Consider the following 14,981-nt stretch of genomic DNA (forward strand, 5'->3'; position numbering starts at 1 on the left):
GCTCAGTACGAGCCGATCTCCACCCGGGGCGGGCCGTCGTGCCAGGTGCAGAAGACCGACACCCGGTCCGTGTCCGAGGTGAACTCCACCCTGATCCACGACTCCGTCTTCCACACCTGCATCGACCAGCCCGGCCCCGGCGCCGCCGACACCAGGGACGCGGACTCCGTCCCCAGGTCGAAGACCGCCCGCCCGCCTGCGGTGTCGTACCCCTCGACGCGGCCCGGGGCACCGTCCGGCGGTCCGGGGTCGGCGGGGGCTTCGGGCGCCGGGGACCCGGCGGGCGCGGCCGGCGGAGGCTCGGGTTCCGGCGCCGCCGAGGAGCCGCCCGGGGAGGGCGACGGCGACGGCGAAGGGGACGGCGGGAGAGGGACCGGGGGCGAGGGCAGCGCCGTCGACGAGGTGGCGTCCCGCAGCCCCGCGCCCGTGTCGGCGGCCGTGATCGGCAGGGCCCGCGGCGGGTCGTAGACCGTGCCCGCCAGGACCGTGCGGACACCCCACCACGACAGCGTGACCGCCGCACCGGTGGCGAGCAGCCACGCCAGGACATGGACGAGACCTCTGCGCATCGCGGCCATCCTGCCCCATCCGTCACTCCCGTGTCGCCCCACGGAAGTTGTCCACAGGCCCCCACCGGCCGGGCCGCGTTGGCGTACGGTGCCGTCCATGGCACGTGTGCTCGTGGTCGAGGACGATCAGTTCGTACGCTCGGCGCTGATCCGGCACCTGTCCGACGCCTCGCACACCGTGCGCAGCGTCGGCACGGCACTGGAGGCGCTGCGCGAGGTCGCGCATCTCCGTTTCGACGTGGTCATCCTCGATCTGGGACTCCCCGATCTCGACGGCTCGGAGGCGCTGAAGATGCTCCGCGGCATCACCGACGTCCCCGTGATCGTCGCCACCGCCCGGGACGACGAGACGGAGATCGTCCGGCTGCTCAACGCGGGCGCGGACGACTACCTCACCAAGCCCTTCTCCGTCGAGCACCTGTCGGCCCGCATGGCCGCCGTGCTGCGCCGCGCCCGCACCGGCACCGCCCAGGCCGCGCCCTCCACGGTGCTGCGGGTCGGCGGGCTCACCGTCGACCCCCAGCGCCGCCAGGCCGAACTGGACGGCGCACGCCTCGACCTGACCCGCCGTGAGTTCGACCTCCTCGCCTTCCTCGCCGGGCGCCCCGGAGTCGTCGTCGCCCGCCGGGAGCTGCTCGCCGAGGTCTGGCAGCAGTCCTACGGGGACGACCAGACCATCGACGTCCACCTCTCCTGGCTCCGCCGCAAGCTGGGCGAGACCGCGGCCCGCCCCCGCTACCTGCACACCCTGCGCGGTGTCGGCGTCAAGCTGGAGCCGCCCGGGACGGAGCCCACGCCATGAGATGGGCCCTGGTCAAGGTCTCCCTGGCGGTCACCGCGATGGTCGTCGTCGCCTTCGCGGTCCCGCTCGGACTCGTCGTGCGCGAGATGGCCCGCGACCGCGCCTTCTCCAACGCCGAACGGGAGGCCGCCGCCGTCGCCCCCGCCCTCTCCATCACCACCGACCGCGACGAACTGGAACGGGTCGTCGCCTCGGCCGGCACCGGATCGGCGATGGCCGTCCACCTGCCCCCGTCCGTCGCCGACGGGGACGCGGCCGACATCGGCCCCCGCCGCGCCCGCGACCGGGACATCGACGCCGTACGGGAGATGGGACGCGCCTCCACCACCGAGGTCGAGGGCGGCTCCGCCCTGCTCCAGCCGGTCGCCCTCAGCTCCGGCGAGATCGCCGTCGTCGAGGTCTTCGTCCCCGAGGCCGCCGTCACCAACGGGGTCGGCACGGCCTGGGCGGTGCTCGCCGCCGTCGGCGCCGCGCTGATCGTCGGCTCGGTCGCCGTCGCCGACCGGCTCGGCGTGCGCATGGTGCGCCCCGCCCGCCGCCTCGTCGAGGGCGCCCGCGAGCTGGGAGAGGGCAAGCTCGGCGCCCGCGTGCCCGAGGAAGGACCGACCGAACTGCGCCTGGCGGCCGTCTCGTTCAACTCCATGGCCGACCAGGTCGTCCAACTCCTCGCCAACGAACGGGAGCTGGCGGCCGACCTCTCCCACCGGCTGCGCACCCCGCTGACCGTGCTCCGGCTCAACGCGGCCTCCCTGGGCGAGGGTCCGGCCGCCGAGCAGACCCGGGCCGCCGTCGCCCAGTTGGAGCGGGAGGTCGACACCATCATCCGTACCGCCCGGGACGCCAGACCGCGCACCGCCGCGGCCGGACCCGGCGCCGGCTGCGACGCCGCCGAGGTGGTCCGCGAGCGCATGGGCTTCTGGTCCGCCCTCGCCGAGGACGAGGGCCGCCGGTGGCGGGTGGCCGGTGCCGAGGCCCCGGTGCGCATCCCCGTGGCCCGCGCCGACCTGGCCGCCGCCCTCGACGCCCTCCTCGGCAACGTCTTCCGGCACACCGAGGAGGGCACCGCCTTCGCGCTCGACGTGCACAACGGCGACGACGCCGTGATCGTCCTCGTCTCCGACGCGGGCCCCGGCATACCCGACCCCGGGGCCGCCCTGGCGCGCGGCCGGGGCTCGGGCACCGACGGGTCGACCGGACTCGGCCTGGACATCGTGCGCCGGCTCGCCGAGTCCACCGGCGGCGACGTCCGGGTCGGCCGCTCCGTGCTCGGCGGCACCGAGATACGCCTGCGGCTCCAGCTCGACGGCCGGGCCGCCCCGGTGCGGCGCGGCCACCGGGGCGCGGTGCGCCGCGGGCGGTGGCTTCCCGCCGCCTTCTTTAACCGGCCCCGATCCCTTCCTTAAGGCCGCCCTAAGAGCACCGCCCGCCGCCCGGAACGGCCGATTCGAGCGGTCGGGCCTCGCTAGCGTGCTGCCCACCCCCCACCCCCGGCCCGCGCGCCGGGCCCGCCGGTCTCCTCCTCGCCCGCGCCCCCAGGCGGACGAAGGGGACGGCACCGGCGGGACCCGGCGCCGGGCCCCGGGGCACCCCACGGACAGTGAAGGCAGGCACCATGACCACACACCGGCGCAGGATCAGCGGGCGGAACAAGGCGATCGGCGCCGTCGTCGCCGCGGCGGTGGCGGGCGGCGGCGCGTTCCTGTTCACCAGCAGCGCCCAGGCCGCCCCGGTCGGCGCCGCCTACACCCGGACCAGCTCCTGGACGACCGGGTACAGCGCCCAGTACGTCGTCACCAACCCCACCGGGGAGCGCGGCGCCGACTGGACCCTGGAGTTCGACCTGCCCGCCGGCGCCACGCTCGGCTCCCTGTGGAACGGCGAGGCCGACGTCAGCGGGCGGCACGTCACCGTCACCCCGCCCGCCTGGGAGAAGGACGGCCTCGCCCCCGGCGGCTCCGTCACCGTCGGCTTCGTCGTCAACGGCACCGGCGACCCGGACGGCTGCCGCGTCGACGGCGCCGCCTGCACCGACGAGCCGGACGGCGCCCCCGAGCCCGAGGGCCGCCCCGGCGAGCCCCCGGCCCCCGCCGGCACGACCCCGGCCGAGCCCGCCCCGGCCGACCCGGCGCCCGCCCCCGAGAAGACGGACCCGGCCCCCGAGAAGGCGAACCCCGCCCCCGGCGCCGGCACCACCGCCGCCACCGGCGGCTTCGCCCCCTACGTCGACACCTCCCTCCAGCCCGCCTTCGACCTGCTCGGCCACGCCGAGGCCACCGGCGTCAAGGAGTACGTCCTCGCCTTCGTCACCGACGGCGGCGGCTGCACCCCCCGGTGGGGCGGCGTCACCGACCTCGGCGCCGACGCCGTGGCCGCCCAGATCGGCGCCCTGCGCGCCGAGGGAGGCGACGTCCGGGTCTCCTTCGGCGGCGCGACCGGCTCCGAACTGGCCACCACCTGCGGCTCGGCAGGCGACCTCGCCGCCGCCTACGAGAAGGTGGTGGAGACCTACGGGCTCACCAAGGTCGACTTCGACGTCGAGGGCGGCGCCCTGCCCGACAAGGCCGCCAACACCCGCCGCGCCCAGGCCATCGCCCGGCTCCAGGGCGACCACCCCGGCCTGGACGTCTCGTACACCCTGCCCGTCATGCCGGAGGGCCTCACCCAGGACGGCGTCGACCTCCTCGCCGACGCCCGGGAGAACGGCGTGCGGATCGACGCCGTCAACATCATGGCGATGGACTACGGCCCCGCCTACAGCGACGACATGGGCACCTACGCCGAACAGGCCGCCACCGCCACCCAGGCCCAGATCAAGAGCATCCTCGGGCTCGGCGAGGAGGAGGCGTGGCAGACGGTCGTCGTCACCCCGATGATCGGGGTCAACGACGTCGTCACCGAGATCTTCCGGGTCGACGACGCGGACCAGCTCGTCGCGTTCGCCCGCGACAAGGGCCTCGGCGGACTCTCCATGTGGTCCACCACCCGCGACAAGCAGTGCGCGGAGGGCGAGAAGCCGCAGGCGGACGCCACGTGCAGCTCGGTCCTCCAGGAGCCCGCCGCCTTCTCGAAGGCGTTCGCCGCCTTCCGGTGACCGGCCGGGGCCACCAGGCCCCGACCGCCCCGCACGGACGCGGGGCGCGGCACCCCCCGTGGTGTGCCGCGCCCCGCTTCCCGCTCCCCCCGGGGAGGGGTGTCTACTCGGCGGAGTCCACCGGCTCCACCGGCGGCAGCGTGCCCGTGCGGGCCGCCCGCCCGTACCAGAGGGCGCTCGCCTTCGGGGTGCGCTCCTGGGAGGCGTAGTCGACGTACACCGCGCCGAACCGCTTCTCGTAGCCGTAGGCCCACTCGAAGTTGTCCAGCAGGGACCACAGGTAGTAGCCGCGCACGTCCGCGCCGTCGGCGATGGCCCGGCGCACCGCCGCCAGGTGTCCGTGCAGGTAGGCGACGCGCTCCGGGTCCTGGACGGAGCCGTCCGGCTCGGGCTTGTCGTCGTAGGCGGCGCCGTTCTCGCTGACGTACAGCGGCAGTCCGGGCGCCTCCCGGGTGTACCGGGTGATCAGGTCGTACAGGCCGGTCGGGTCCACGCTCCAGCCCATCTCGGTGCGCTCGCCCGGCGGCTGGTGGAAGGCGACGTCGTCCGCGGCCGGCCACGGCGAGTGCGCGCTCGCCCCGTGCCCGTCGGCGCGCGGACCGGCCGCGTCCGGATCGGCCGCCGACACCACGGTCGGCGTGTAGTAGTTGAGGCAGAGCGCGTCCAGCGGCTGGTGGATCGCGTCCAGGTCGCCGTCCTGGACGAAGGACCAGTCGGTGACCCGCGCGGTGGCCTCCAGCAGGGTCGCCGGGTAGGCGCCCCGCAGGATCGGGCCGTGGAAGATGCCGCCCGACAGGTCGTCGATCTTCGTGGCCGCCGCCCGGTCCGCCGGGCTCTGCGTCAGCGGCCGGACGACGGAGGTGTTGAGGCTGAGCGCCACCGAGTTGCGGGACGGCATCACCGAACGCAGCGCCACCGAGCCCAGCCCGTGCGCCAGGTTGAGGTGGTGCGCCGCCCGCAGGGCCGCCGCCGGGTCGGTGCGGCCGGGGGCGTGCACCCCGGAGGCGTAGCCCAGGAAGGCGGCGCACCAGGGCTCGTTGAGGGTGATCCACTGCTCCACCCGGTCGCCGAGCGCCTCGCCGACGATCCCCGCGTACTCGGCGAAGCGGTAGGCGGTGTCCCGGGCCGGCCAGCCGCCCGCGTCCTCCAGCTCCTGCGGCAGGTCCCAGTGGTAGAGGGTGACCGCCGGTTTGATCCCGGCGGCCAGCAGCTCGTCGACCAGCCGGCGGTAGAAGTCCAGGCCGCGCTGGACGGCGGGGCCCCGGCCGGTCGGCTGCACCCGGGGCCAGGAGATGGAGAAGCGGTAGGCGCCCAGGCCCAGTTCCGCCATCAGCGCCACGTCATCGCGGTAGCGGTGGTAGTGGTCGACAGCGATGTCGCCGGTGTCGCCGCCGGCCGTCTTCCCCGGCGTATGGCTGAAGGTGTCCCAGATCGACGGGGTGCGGCCGTCCTCCCGGACCGCGCCCTCGATCTGGTACGCCGAGGTGGCGGCGCCCCACAGGAAGGAGGCGGGGAAGGTCACCGGGGTCACCGGCGTTGCGGACTCAGGCATGGAAGCGCTCCCATAGTGGGTCGGGAAAGACCGACACGTAGTAAGGACGAAGGAAACGGGGGCGGGGCGGCCAGGGCCCGGCCCCCGGTACGAGGGGCGGCCGGGCGTCAGCCCTTCACGGCGCCCTGCATGATGCCCCCCACGATCTGCTTGCCGAAGACCGCGAAGACCAGCAGCAGCGGCAGCGTGCCGAGCAGCGCGCCCGCCATGATCAGGGCCTGGTCGGGGGTGTAGCCGCGGCCGAGGCCGGCCAGCGCGACCTGCACGGTCGGGCTGCCGTTCTGGGTCAGCACCAGGAACGGCCACAGGAAGTCGTTCCACGTCTGCACGAACATCAGCATGCCCAGCACGGCCATCGCGGGCCGCGCCACCGGGAACACCACGTGCCACACCACGCGCCAACTGCTCGCGCCGTCCACGCGGGCGGCCTCGATGATCTCGTCCGGCAGCGCCTGGAGCAGGTACTGCCGCATGAAGAACACCCCGAAGGCGTTGACCAGCGACGGCAGGATCACCGCCTGGAGCTGGTCGGACCAGTCGAGCTTGGCCACCATCATGTACAGCGGGATGATGCTGAGCTGCGGCGGCACCGTCATGGTGCCGATCACGATCAGCAGCAGGGCGTTGCGGCCCTTGAACCGCAGCTTGGCGAAGGCGAAGCCGGCGATCGTGGACAGGAAGACGATGGTGAGCGCCGACGTCCCCGCCACCAGGGTGGTGTTGAGGAACGCCTCGCCCAGATTGGCGTCCACCCAGGCGATCTGGAGCTTGTCGAAGAGGTTGGCGCCGAACCAGAACGGCGGCGGCGTCTGCGCCAGGCGCTGGTTGTCGCGCGAGGCGGCGATCGCCGTCCACACCAGCGGGAACAGCGAGACGACGGTGAACAGGACGAGGATGCCGTAGGCGAGGGGCCCGGCGTGCATCTGCCCGCCGGCCCGGCCGGCCTTGGCCCGGCGGGCCCGCCGGGGCGGGGTGGGCACCGGGTCGGCCGGGGGTTTCGTCAGGGTCGAGGTCACGGCCGGTTCTCCTTAACTACTGGCCCGCAGCCGGCGCGAGATCAGCGAGTTGACGAGTCCGATCACGATGAGGATCAGGAACATCGTCCACGCGATCGCCGAGGCGCGGCCCAGGTGCTGGTTGATCCAGCCCTGCTCGTACAGGTACAGCCCGAGGGTCTGGAACTGGTGCTGGGAGCCGCCGGAGGCACCCTTGTTGGCGTCGAACAGCAGCGGCTCGCCGAAGACCTGGGAGGCGCCGATCGTCGACACGACCACCGTGAACAGGATCGTCGGACGCAGCGACGGCAGCGTGACGTGCACGAACTGCCGCCAGCGGCTGGCGCCGTCCAGTGCCGCCGACTCGTACAGGTCCTGCGGGATCGCCTGCATCGCGGCCAGGTAGATCAGCGCGTTGTAGCCGGTCCAGCGCCAGATGATGATCGAGGAGACGGCGAACTGGGAGGCCCAGTGCTCGTTCTGCCAGTCGACGTTGTCGATGCCGACCAGGTTCAGCACCCAGTTGATCATCCCGTAGTCGCGGCCGAAGAGGAGCACGAAGACGAGGGAGGCGGCGGCGATGGAGGTCGCGTACGGCGCCAGCATGGCCACGCGGTAGAAGGTGGAGCCGCGCAGCTTGTAGTTGAGGATGTGCGCGATGCCCATCGCCATCAGCAACTGCGGCACCGTCGAGATGATGCCGATGGTCAGCGTGTTGCGGGCGGCGTTCCAGAAGAACTCGTCGTCGAAGATCCGCGTGTAGTTGCGCAGCCCGACCCAGGTCATGTCGGTCGGCGCGGTCAGCTCCACCGTGTGCAGCGAGGCCCAGCCGGTGTAGATCAGCGGGAACAGGCCGAAGGCGAGGAAGAGCAGGAAGAACGGCGAGATGAAGGCGTACGGGCTCCAGCGCATGTCGCGCTGCCAGCGCCGGGAGAGCCGGGCCCGTTTGCGCTCCGCCTCCGCCGCGTCCCCGGCCGGCGGGCGGCCCGGGGCCGCGCCCCCCTTCGCGGGGGGCGCGGCGGTGTCGTGCCGGGAGGTCATTCCGGTCACTTCTCCAGGTTGTTGTCGATGGTCTTCACGGCCGTCTCCCAGGCGTCCTTGGCCGACTTGCCCTGGGTGACGAGGATGACGCCGTTGTCCGTCAGACCCTGCTGCATGATCTGGTCCTTCGGGCCGATGACCTGCGTCGGGATGGACGAGGCGGCCTTGGCGAAGATCTCGCCGATCGGCGCGTCACCGGTCATCTCGTTCTTCGCGCCCGTCACCTGCGACATGCCGTACGCACCGGGCGCGCTCGGGAAGCTGCCCTGCACGGCGAAGAGCTTGGCCTGCTGCTCCGGCGCGGTCAGCCAGGCCACCAGCGCCTCGGCCTCCTTCACGTGCTTGCCGCTCTTGGGCACGCCGAGGAAGGTGCCGCCCCAGTTGCCCGCCTTGGGCGGCGCGGCCACGTCCCACTTGCCGGCCGCGTCGGGCTGGGACTTGCTCTTGAGGTAGCCGAGCATCCACGGCGGACAGGCCACGGTGGCGAACTTGTTGTTGGAGATGGTCTGGTCCCAGGCCGGCTGGAACTGGGTCTGCGACTGGACCAGGCCCTCCTTGGCGGCCTTCGCGGTCAGGTCGAAGGCGGCCTTGACGGCGGGGTTGTCCTTGTAGACGACCTTGCCGGAGGTGTCGTAGAAGCGCTGCTCCTCCGAGCTGAGGATGGCGTTGAGCAGCCCGCCGGGGGAGTCCATGAAGGAGGTCTCCTTGCCGGCGCCCTTCTTGTACTTCTCGCCGGCCTCGACGAGCTTGCCCCAGTCGCCTGCCCAGAGCTTGCCGACCTCCTCGCGGTCGGTGGGCAGACCGGCCTTCTCGAAGAGGTCCTTGCGGTAGCAGACGGCCATCGGGCCGATGTCGGTGCCGAGTCCTATGGTGGCGCCGTCCTTGGTGGTGGCCTGCTGCCACTTCCAGTCCAGCCAGGCGTCCGGCTTCACGCCCTCGGCCTTGGACATGTCCGTGAACTTGGCCGCCTGGGTCTCGACCACCTCGGCGATGTTGCCGACCTCGATGGCCTGGATGTCGAGCAGGCCGCTGTTGGTGGTGAGGTGGTTGACGAGAGCGGGGTAGTAGTTCTCGTTCCGCTCGATGACGTTCTCTTCGATCTTGATGTCGGGGTGGAGCTTCTCGTACTCGGTGTAGAGTCCGGCCTCCTTGAAGCCCATGGCGCCGAAGAGACCGAGGGAGATCTTCGTCTTGCCGCTGCTGTCGCCGCCCGACTTGCCGGAGTCGTCGCCGTCGTCGGCACAACCGGCCAGCAGCCCTGCGCCCAGCGACACGACGGCCGCGAGGACCATCGCCTTGCGGGCGGTTCGGGTACGTGCTGCTCGCATTACGTCCTCCTGTTGCCCTGACGTGCCGACCCCCCGGCCAACTGCTGTGCTGGGCCCGATAGTTCATGTTCGTTCATCGCTGCGGCTCGGGCGGGGAACGTGCGGGATGTGTATGTGCCAGGTACTGTGGGAGCGCTCCCACAAGTGATGTGTTGAAGAGTCGTCGGTCCGGGCGGGGGTGTCAAGGGAGCGGACGCGACGAAATGCCTTCAGTTATCGGCCTGTTAACTGGACGCGTGGGCCGTCCGCCCGGCGCTCCGATGGCACCGCGCGACGGTCCGGGGGCGGTCATTACAGCGGACCGGCCTGTTAAATTCCAGGCCAGCCGCAGAGTGCGGGGCATCGACGGGAAGGCAGAGCCGATGGCAAGCCACGGAGCGCGGGGGCGGAGCGGTGGCCGGCCCACCCTCGAAGAGGTGGCGGCACGGGCGGGCGTCGGCCGCGGCACCGTCTCGCGGGTGATCAACGGCTCGCCCCGGGTGAGCGACGCGACCCGGGCCGCTGTCGAGGCCGCGGTGGCGGAACTCGGCTACGTCCCGAACACCGCCGCCCGCGCCCTCGCCGCCAACCGCACCGACGCCATCGCCCTGGTGGTGCCGGAACCGGAGACCCGGTTCTTCGCCGAGCCGTACTTCTCGGACATGCTCAAGGGCGTCGGGGCGGAGCTGTCCGAGACGGAGATGCAGCTCCTGCTGATCTTCGCGGGCAGCGACCGCAGGCGGCAGCGGCTCGCCCAGTACCTCGCGGCGCACCGGGTGGACGGTGTGCTGCTGGTCTCGGTCCACGCCGACGACCCGCTCCCCGACCTGCTGGCCCAACTGGAGATCCCGGCGGTGATCAGCGGCCCGCGCTCGGCGGGGGAGACCCTCGCCTCGGTCGACTCGGACAACTACGGCGGGGCCCGCTCGGCCGTCGAGCACCTGCTCGCGCGCGGGCGCGGGCGCATCGCGCACATCACCGGACGGCTCGACGTGTACGGCGCCCAGCGGCGCGTCGACGGCTACCGGGACGCCCTGCGCGACGCGGGGCACGACGCGGACGAGCTGCTGATCGAGTCGGGCGACTTCACCGAGGAGGGGGGCCGCCGGGCCATGGCGGAGCTGCTGCGGCGCAGGCCGGAGCTGGACGCGGTCTTCGCCGGCTCGGACGTGACGGCGGCCGGTGCCCGCCAGGCGCTGCGCGAGGCGGGGCGGCGCATCCCGGAGGACGTGGCGCTGGTGGGGTACGACGACTCGGCGATCGCCCGCCACCTGGACCCGCCGCTGACCAGCGTCCGCCAGCCGATCGAGGAGATGGGCCGCGCCATGATCGACCTGCTGCTCGCGGAGATCGCGGACCGCCGTCCGGCGGCCTCGCGGGGGCTGGAGCGGCAGCATGTGGTGCTCGCCACGGAGCTGGTGGAGCGCAGCTCCTCCTGAGGGGGCCGCGGGGGGCGTGTCAGGGGGCTCGCGGGAACGCGATCGGCCGGTGGCCTCCTCGCGGAGGTCACCGGCCGATGACACAGGGTGAGTGACGGGACTTGAACCCGCGGCATCCTGGACCACAACCAGGTGCTCTACCAGCTGAGCTACACCCACCATGGCCGGTCGTCAGAATCCGTGGTGGATTTCCCCGACCGGCTGAGAAAAGTGTACAGGGTCCTCAGGGGTGCTCGCGCCCACCTTTCGCCGCGCCCGCCGGGGGCGCGGCGCCGGCCTGTCCCGCGCCCACGACGTGCTTCGCGGCGATCGCCTTGGCGGTCTCGGAGTCGGGGCCGGGCTGCGGCACGAAGACGGCCTCGCGGTAGTAGCGCAGCTCGGCGATGGACTCGCGGATGTCGGCGAGGGCGCGGTGGTTGCCGTTCTTCTCGGGGCTGTTGAAGTAGGCCCGCGGGTACCAGCGGCGGGCCAGCTCCTTGACCGAGGAGACGTCGACGATTCGGTAGTGGAGGTACCCCTCCAGGGCCGGCATGTCCCGCAGCAGGAAGCCGCGGTCGGTGCCGACGGAGTTGCCGCACAGCGGGGCCTTGCCGGGCTCCTTGACGTGCTCCCTCACGTACGCCAGCACCTGTGCCTCGGCGTCCGCGAGGGTCGTGCCGCCGGCCAGCTCGGCCAGCAGCCCGGAGGCGGTGTGCATCTCGCGCACCACGTCCGGCATCGTCTCCAGGGCCCGGTCCGGCGGCCGGACGACGATGTCGACACCCTCCCCGAGGACGTTCAGTTCGGAGTCGGTGACGAGGGCGGCCACCTCGATGAGCGCGTCGTCGGACAGCGAGAGGCCGGTCATCTCGCAGTCGATCCACACCATGCGATCGTTCATGCGAACACCCTACGGCGCCGGTGCGGGGGTTGGACCGGGGCCGTACGCGGCCCGCCCGCGCGGCACCGGTCGGCGGGGCCCGGCGGCCCGGCGGCGCGAGTCGTCGTACGGGCGGACGGTGGGGGTGTGCCCCGGCCCGGGAGGCGGGGGAGCGCCGGGAGGGCGCGGGGAGGGCGCGGGGAGGGCGGGGAGGCTGCCCCAGACGGGCGGGCGGCGGGGCGGCGTGCCCGGCCCGCGAGGGGGCTGGGCACGACGAGGGCCCCGCCCGGGAGGACCGGCGGGGGAGTGGCCCCCGCCGGTCCTCCCGCAGGCGAGGGGCGGGGGGAGCGCCGGACGGGCCCTCGCCCGTCCGGCGCCCCCGGGGTCAGGGCAGGCCGCGCTGGCCCGGCAGGCCGGCCACCGGTACCGGGACGGCGGTGCGCCGCGTCTGGTACGGCACCGTGCCCTCGGAGGCGAGGGCCGACGGCGGCAGGCCGTCGTGCGGGCCGGCGCCGCGGGAGATCCCCACGGCGGTCTCCGGGTCCACCGGCCGTTCGGCCTGCGGACGCCGGGCCCGGTAGGCCGCCCGGTAGGCGGCCGGGGACGAGCCGAGCTGGCGGCGGAAGTGGCCGCGCAGCGCCACCGGCGAGCGGAAGCCGCAGCGGCCCGCGACCTCGTCCACCGAGTAGTCGGACGTCTCCAGCAGGCGCTGCGCCTGGAGCACCCGCTGGGTGATCAGCCACTGGAGCGGCGCGCTGCCGGTGAGCGAGCGGAAGCGCCGGTCGAAGGTGCGCCGGCTCATGTAGGCGCGGGCCGCCAGCGTCTCCACGTCGAACTGCTCGTGGAGGTGCTCCAGCGCCCAGGCGACGACCTCGGCGAGCGGGTCGGCGCCGATCTCCTCGGGTAAAGACCGGTCGAGGTAGCGCTCCTGGCCGCCGCTGCGGCGCGGGGGCACGACCAGTCGGCGGGCCAGCGCGCCGGCCGCCTCGTTGCCGTGGTCCGTGCGCACGATGTGCAGGCACAGGTCGATCCCGGCGGCCGTCCCCGCGGACGTCAGGACGTCCCCGTCGTCCACGAACAGTTCGCGCGGATCGACGTGCACCGACGGATAGCGCTTGGCCAGCGTCGGCGCGTACATCCAGTGCGTGGTGGCCGGGCGGCCGTCCAGCAGGCCCGCCGCCGCCAGCACGAAGGCGCCGGTGCACAGTCCGACGATGCGCGCGCCCTCCTCGTGCGCCCGGCGCAGCGCGTCGAGCGCGTCGTCGGGTGGCGGCGAGGTGATCGACCGCCAGGCGGGCACCACCACCGTGCCGGCCCGTGCGATCGCCTCCAGCCCCTGCGGCGCGGTGAGTTCCAGGCCCCCTGTGGTCCGCAGCGGGCCGTCCTCGCCGGCGCACACCAGCAGGCGGTAGCGCGGCACGCCGGCGTCCTGACGGTCTATGCCGAACACCGACAGCGGTATGGAACTCTCGAAGATGGGTCCGCCGCTGAACAGCAGTACCGCGACGATCTCCTTGCGGCGTCGCCCGGAGAGCTTCCGGGTCGCGGTTTCCGGCGCGGCAGCGGAGTCGTGGCTCATGCTGCTAAGCCCCCCTCGGTGGTCGCGGTGCCCTGATCCCTTCGGGTCTGTCGCTCCAACACGTTTCCCCTCGGTCCTGCACGAGTCCCCCGCCGTAGACAGTCAAGATCGAATCTACTGCGTCCCGTCGCGCCGAAGTGGCCGGTTCGGCACGGGGGACATTGTCGACATGGCAACTTGGCGTGAAGCAGTCGATCACGAAGCGTCGCACTCCCGGGCGCCACAGGGAAGTGCGCCTCGTCGCAGTGGCCAATCCCCATAGGGTGCGTGGGGCCCCCGAGACCCTTTCCGTGCAGGTGGAACGGGGGTTGAGGGGTGGTCAGGACGGGGGGTGAGGCTACGTCAGAAGTTGGCTGAAAAGATACGGGCGCGTGCGCGGAAACCGGTCAAGCGACCGGTGTGCTCTCCCCGGCGTGTCGTACGCCCCCGCGCGCCCCCGGCACGGACCCCGCCCGTCCTCCGTTCCGGGCGCCGTCCCGGGTGTCGTCCGGCCCGCCCTCCCGGCCCGCCGGCCGGGCCGCGTGCCGCTCGGCGCGGCGCAGCAGGAGCCGGCAGGCGCCGGTCATGGCGGCGAGGCCCAGGGCGGTGCCGGTGGCGCCCGCGAGGGAGGTGCCGCACCAGAGCAGGGCGACGGGGGCCAGGACGCCGCAGAACGCCGCCCAGCGCGGCGGCCCGGTGCCGGCGCCCGGGGGCGGCGGCACCGGCTCGGGGCCCCGGGGCGGGGGCGCGGCGGGCGGAGGCGATCCGGACATGGCGGCTCCCTGGGGTGTGGCTCACGGGGGTCAACGCGGGCCCGTGCCCTCGGTCACGTCCGCCCCCGCCCCGGCCGCCTCCGCCCGCGCCCTCGGCCGCCACCGGGTGGCGCCGGGTGGCGCCGGAGGGCGTGCGGTGAGCCGGGGGGCGCGCGGTGGGCCGGAGGGCGCGCGGGCTTCCGTACACCGCCCGGCGCGCTTCCGGGACGCGGGGACCATTGCGTTACGGGCGCACCCTCGTGCATGCTCCGGGGAACCCGCGACGGACGCCGGGCGGGATCTGGCGAAGGACTGGCGAAGGAGGAGTGCCGCCGTACCCTTGGGGGTATGGGCTTGGGAAGACGATTCCCGGACACAGCTTCGCCGCACACCGTGGTCCCACCCATAAAGGACAAAAACGCCGAGACAGTCATGGCCGGTCACGAATTCTTCGAACCCGCGGACCGTAAGCGGCCCGTCGCCGAACCGACGGCGGCCGAGCCCCTGGCGGCCGAAGATCCACGCCAGTTGTGCGACCCAGCCTTCAAGCACGGCGTCGTCGTCGGCTTCGACGGCTCCACCTCCAGCGAGCGCGCGCTGGCCTATGCCATCGGCATGGCCCGCCGGCTGGGGGCCGGACTGGTCATCGTGCATGTCGCCAACCGCCTGCCCACCACGGTGTGGGCGGGGTGCGAGCCCCCCGTCTTCGTCGACGTCCCCGACCACCGCACCGAGGTGCTCGGGCTGGAGCTGGCCTGCGCGGACCATCTCTCCGAGGTGCCCTGGATCCTGGTCGAGCGCGGCGGCGACATCTGCCACGAACTGGAGGAGGTCGGCCGCGAGTACGAGGCGGACGCGATCGTCGTCGGTTCCAGCCACGGCGTCGTGGGCCGCCTCTTCGGCTCCGTCGCCGGGCGCCTGGCCAAGCGCGCCCGGCGCCCCGTGGTGGTCATCCCGTAGCACCGGCGGGCACGGGCGGGCGTCCGTACGGCGTCCGTACGGCGTCCGTACGGACC

Annotated in this window: 13 protein-coding genes and 1 tRNA gene; 5 read left to right on the forward strand and 9 right to left on the reverse strand. The window is 73.4% G+C overall.

The window, feature by feature from the left end; genetic code table 11:
- Positions 1-2: 2 nt before the first annotated feature.
- Positions 3-578 (reverse strand): hypothetical protein, encoded by a 576-nt coding sequence (locus tag J5Y05_RS21875; protein ID WP_210874742.1) that lies wholly within the window; start codon positions 576-578, stop codon positions 3-5.
- Between the two features lie 88 nt (positions 579-666).
- Between J5Y05_RS21875 and J5Y05_RS21880 the strand changes: the two genes are divergently transcribed.
- The 3 genes from J5Y05_RS21880 (at position 667) to J5Y05_RS21890 (ending at position 4,462) form a co-directional block, all read left to right on the forward strand.
- Positions 667-1,371 carry a response regulator transcription factor gene (locus tag J5Y05_RS21880; protein WP_210874743.1) on the forward strand — a complete coding sequence of 235 codons (705 nt, stop codon included), beginning with the start codon at positions 667-669 and terminating at the stop codon, positions 1,369-1,371.
- A complete protein-coding gene (locus J5Y05_RS21885) occupies positions 1,368-2,774 on the forward strand; it encodes a sensor histidine kinase (protein WP_210874744.1) in 1,407 nt (468 codons plus the stop codon). The genes J5Y05_RS21880 and J5Y05_RS21885 overlap by 4 nt, the downstream gene beginning before the upstream one ends.
- 209 nt (positions 2,775-2,983) lie before the next feature.
- Complete coding sequence (locus J5Y05_RS21890; protein ID WP_210874745.1) at positions 2,984-4,462, forward strand: glycoside hydrolase family 18 protein; 1,479 nt, start codon at positions 2,984-2,986, stop codon at positions 4,460-4,462.
- 103 nt (positions 4,463-4,565) lie between these two features.
- Here J5Y05_RS21890 and J5Y05_RS21895 read toward each other — a convergent pair whose 3' ends face one another.
- The 4 genes from J5Y05_RS21895 to J5Y05_RS21910 all read right to left on the reverse strand — a co-directional run bounded on the left by J5Y05_RS21895 (position 4,566) and on the right by J5Y05_RS21910 (position 9,378).
- Positions 4,566-6,014, reverse strand: coding sequence for a GH1 family beta-glucosidase (locus J5Y05_RS21895; protein WP_210874746.1), 1,449 nt, complete (start codon positions 6,012-6,014; stop codon positions 4,566-4,568).
- Positions 6,015-6,121: 107 nt separating this feature from the next.
- Positions 6,122-7,030 carry a carbohydrate ABC transporter permease gene (locus J5Y05_RS21900; RefSeq protein WP_210874747.1) on the reverse strand — a complete coding sequence of 303 codons (909 nt, stop codon included), beginning with the start codon at positions 7,028-7,030 and terminating at the stop codon, positions 6,122-6,124.
- Positions 7,031-7,042: 12 nt separating this feature from the next.
- Entirely contained in the window at positions 7,043-8,050 is a 1,008-nt protein-coding gene (locus tag J5Y05_RS21905; protein ID WP_210874879.1) for a carbohydrate ABC transporter permease, read from the reverse strand.
- 5 nt (positions 8,051-8,055) lie between these two features.
- Entirely contained in the window at positions 8,056-9,378 is a 1,323-nt protein-coding gene (locus J5Y05_RS21910; protein WP_210874748.1) for an ABC transporter substrate-binding protein, read from the reverse strand.
- Between the two features lie 362 nt (positions 9,379-9,740).
- Here J5Y05_RS21910 and J5Y05_RS21915 point away from each other — a divergent pair, with 362 nt between their 5' ends.
- On the forward strand, positions 9,741-10,796 hold the full coding sequence (locus tag J5Y05_RS21915) for a LacI family DNA-binding transcriptional regulator (RefSeq protein ID WP_210874749.1): 1,056 nt from the start codon (positions 9,741-9,743) through the stop codon (positions 10,794-10,796).
- An 86-nt stretch (positions 10,797-10,882) separates the two neighbouring features.
- On the opposite strand, the gene J5Y05_RS21920 is transcribed toward J5Y05_RS21915, so the two are convergent.
- From J5Y05_RS21920 to J5Y05_RS21935, 4 genes are all read right to left on the reverse strand, one after another.
- A tRNA-His gene (locus J5Y05_RS21920) sits at positions 10,883-10,955 on the reverse strand.
- A gap of 64 nt (positions 10,956-11,019) precedes the next feature.
- On the reverse strand, positions 11,020-11,676 hold the full coding sequence (orn, locus tag J5Y05_RS21925; RefSeq protein ID WP_210874750.1) for an oligoribonuclease: 657 nt from the start codon (positions 11,674-11,676) through the stop codon (positions 11,020-11,022).
- 364 nt (positions 11,677-12,040) lie between these two features.
- On the reverse strand, positions 12,041-13,234 hold the full coding sequence (locus tag J5Y05_RS21930) for a helix-turn-helix domain-containing protein (RefSeq protein WP_210874751.1): 1,194 nt from the start codon (positions 13,232-13,234) through the stop codon (positions 12,041-12,043).
- A gap of 386 nt (positions 13,235-13,620) precedes the next feature.
- A complete protein-coding gene (locus tag J5Y05_RS21935; RefSeq protein WP_247615084.1) occupies positions 13,621-13,986 on the reverse strand; it encodes a hypothetical protein in 366 nt (121 codons plus the stop codon).
- A 411-nt stretch (positions 13,987-14,397) separates the two neighbouring features.
- Here J5Y05_RS21935 and J5Y05_RS21940 point away from each other — a divergent pair, with 411 nt between their 5' ends.
- The gene (locus tag J5Y05_RS21940; RefSeq protein ID WP_030418340.1) at positions 14,398-14,925 is read left to right on the forward strand and encodes a universal stress protein; all 528 of its coding nucleotides are present in this window, start codon (positions 14,398-14,400) and stop codon (positions 14,923-14,925) included.
- Positions 14,926-14,981 lie beyond the last annotated feature (56 nt).

This window comes from Streptomyces tagetis (genome assembly GCF_018069565.1).
Classification (GTDB): Bacteria; Actinomycetota; Actinomycetes; order Streptomycetales; family Streptomycetaceae; genus Streptomyces; species Streptomyces tagetis.

What these genes read in the sequence shown, in the direction of transcription:
- J5Y05_RS21875 (WP_210874742.1), bottom strand. Translation starts at nt 578, where the DNA reads ATGGCCGCGATGCGCAGAGGTCTCGTCCATGTCCTGGCGTGGCTGCTC.
- J5Y05_RS21880 (WP_210874743.1), top strand. Translation starts at nt 667, where the DNA reads ATGGCACGTGTGCTCGTGGTCGAGGACGATCAGTTCGTACGCTCGGCG.
- J5Y05_RS21885 (WP_210874744.1), top strand. Translation starts at nt 1,368, where the DNA reads ATGAGATGGGCCCTGGTCAAGGTCTCCCTGGCGGTCACCGCGATGGTC.
- J5Y05_RS21890 (WP_210874745.1), top strand. Translation starts at nt 2,984, where the DNA reads ATGACCACACACCGGCGCAGGATCAGCGGGCGGAACAAGGCGATCGGC.
- J5Y05_RS21895 (WP_210874746.1), bottom strand. Translation starts at nt 6,014, where the DNA reads ATGCCTGAGTCCGCAACGCCGGTGACCCCGGTGACCTTCCCCGCCTCC.
- J5Y05_RS21905 (WP_210874879.1), bottom strand. Translation starts at nt 8,050, where the DNA reads ATGACCTCCCGGCACGACACCGCCGCGCCCCCCGCGAAGGGGGGCGCG.
- J5Y05_RS21910 (WP_210874748.1), bottom strand. Translation starts at nt 9,378, where the DNA reads ATGCGAGCAGCACGTACCCGAACCGCCCGCAAGGCGATGGTCCTCGCG.
- J5Y05_RS21915 (WP_210874749.1), top strand. Translation starts at nt 9,741, where the DNA reads ATGGCAAGCCACGGAGCGCGGGGGCGGAGCGGTGGCCGGCCCACCCTC.
- orn (WP_210874750.1), bottom strand. Translation starts at nt 11,676, where the DNA reads ATGAACGATCGCATGGTGTGGATCGACTGCGAGATGACCGGCCTCTCG.
- J5Y05_RS21930 (WP_210874751.1), bottom strand. Translation starts at nt 13,234, where the DNA reads ATGAGCCACGACTCCGCTGCCGCGCCGGAAACCGCGACCCGGAAGCTC.
- J5Y05_RS21935 (WP_247615084.1), bottom strand. Translation starts at nt 13,986, where the DNA reads ATGTCCGGATCGCCTCCGCCCGCCGCGCCCCCGCCCCGGGGCCCCGAG.
- J5Y05_RS21940 (WP_030418340.1), top strand. Translation starts at nt 14,398, where the DNA reads ATGGCCGGTCACGAATTCTTCGAACCCGCGGACCGTAAGCGGCCCGTC.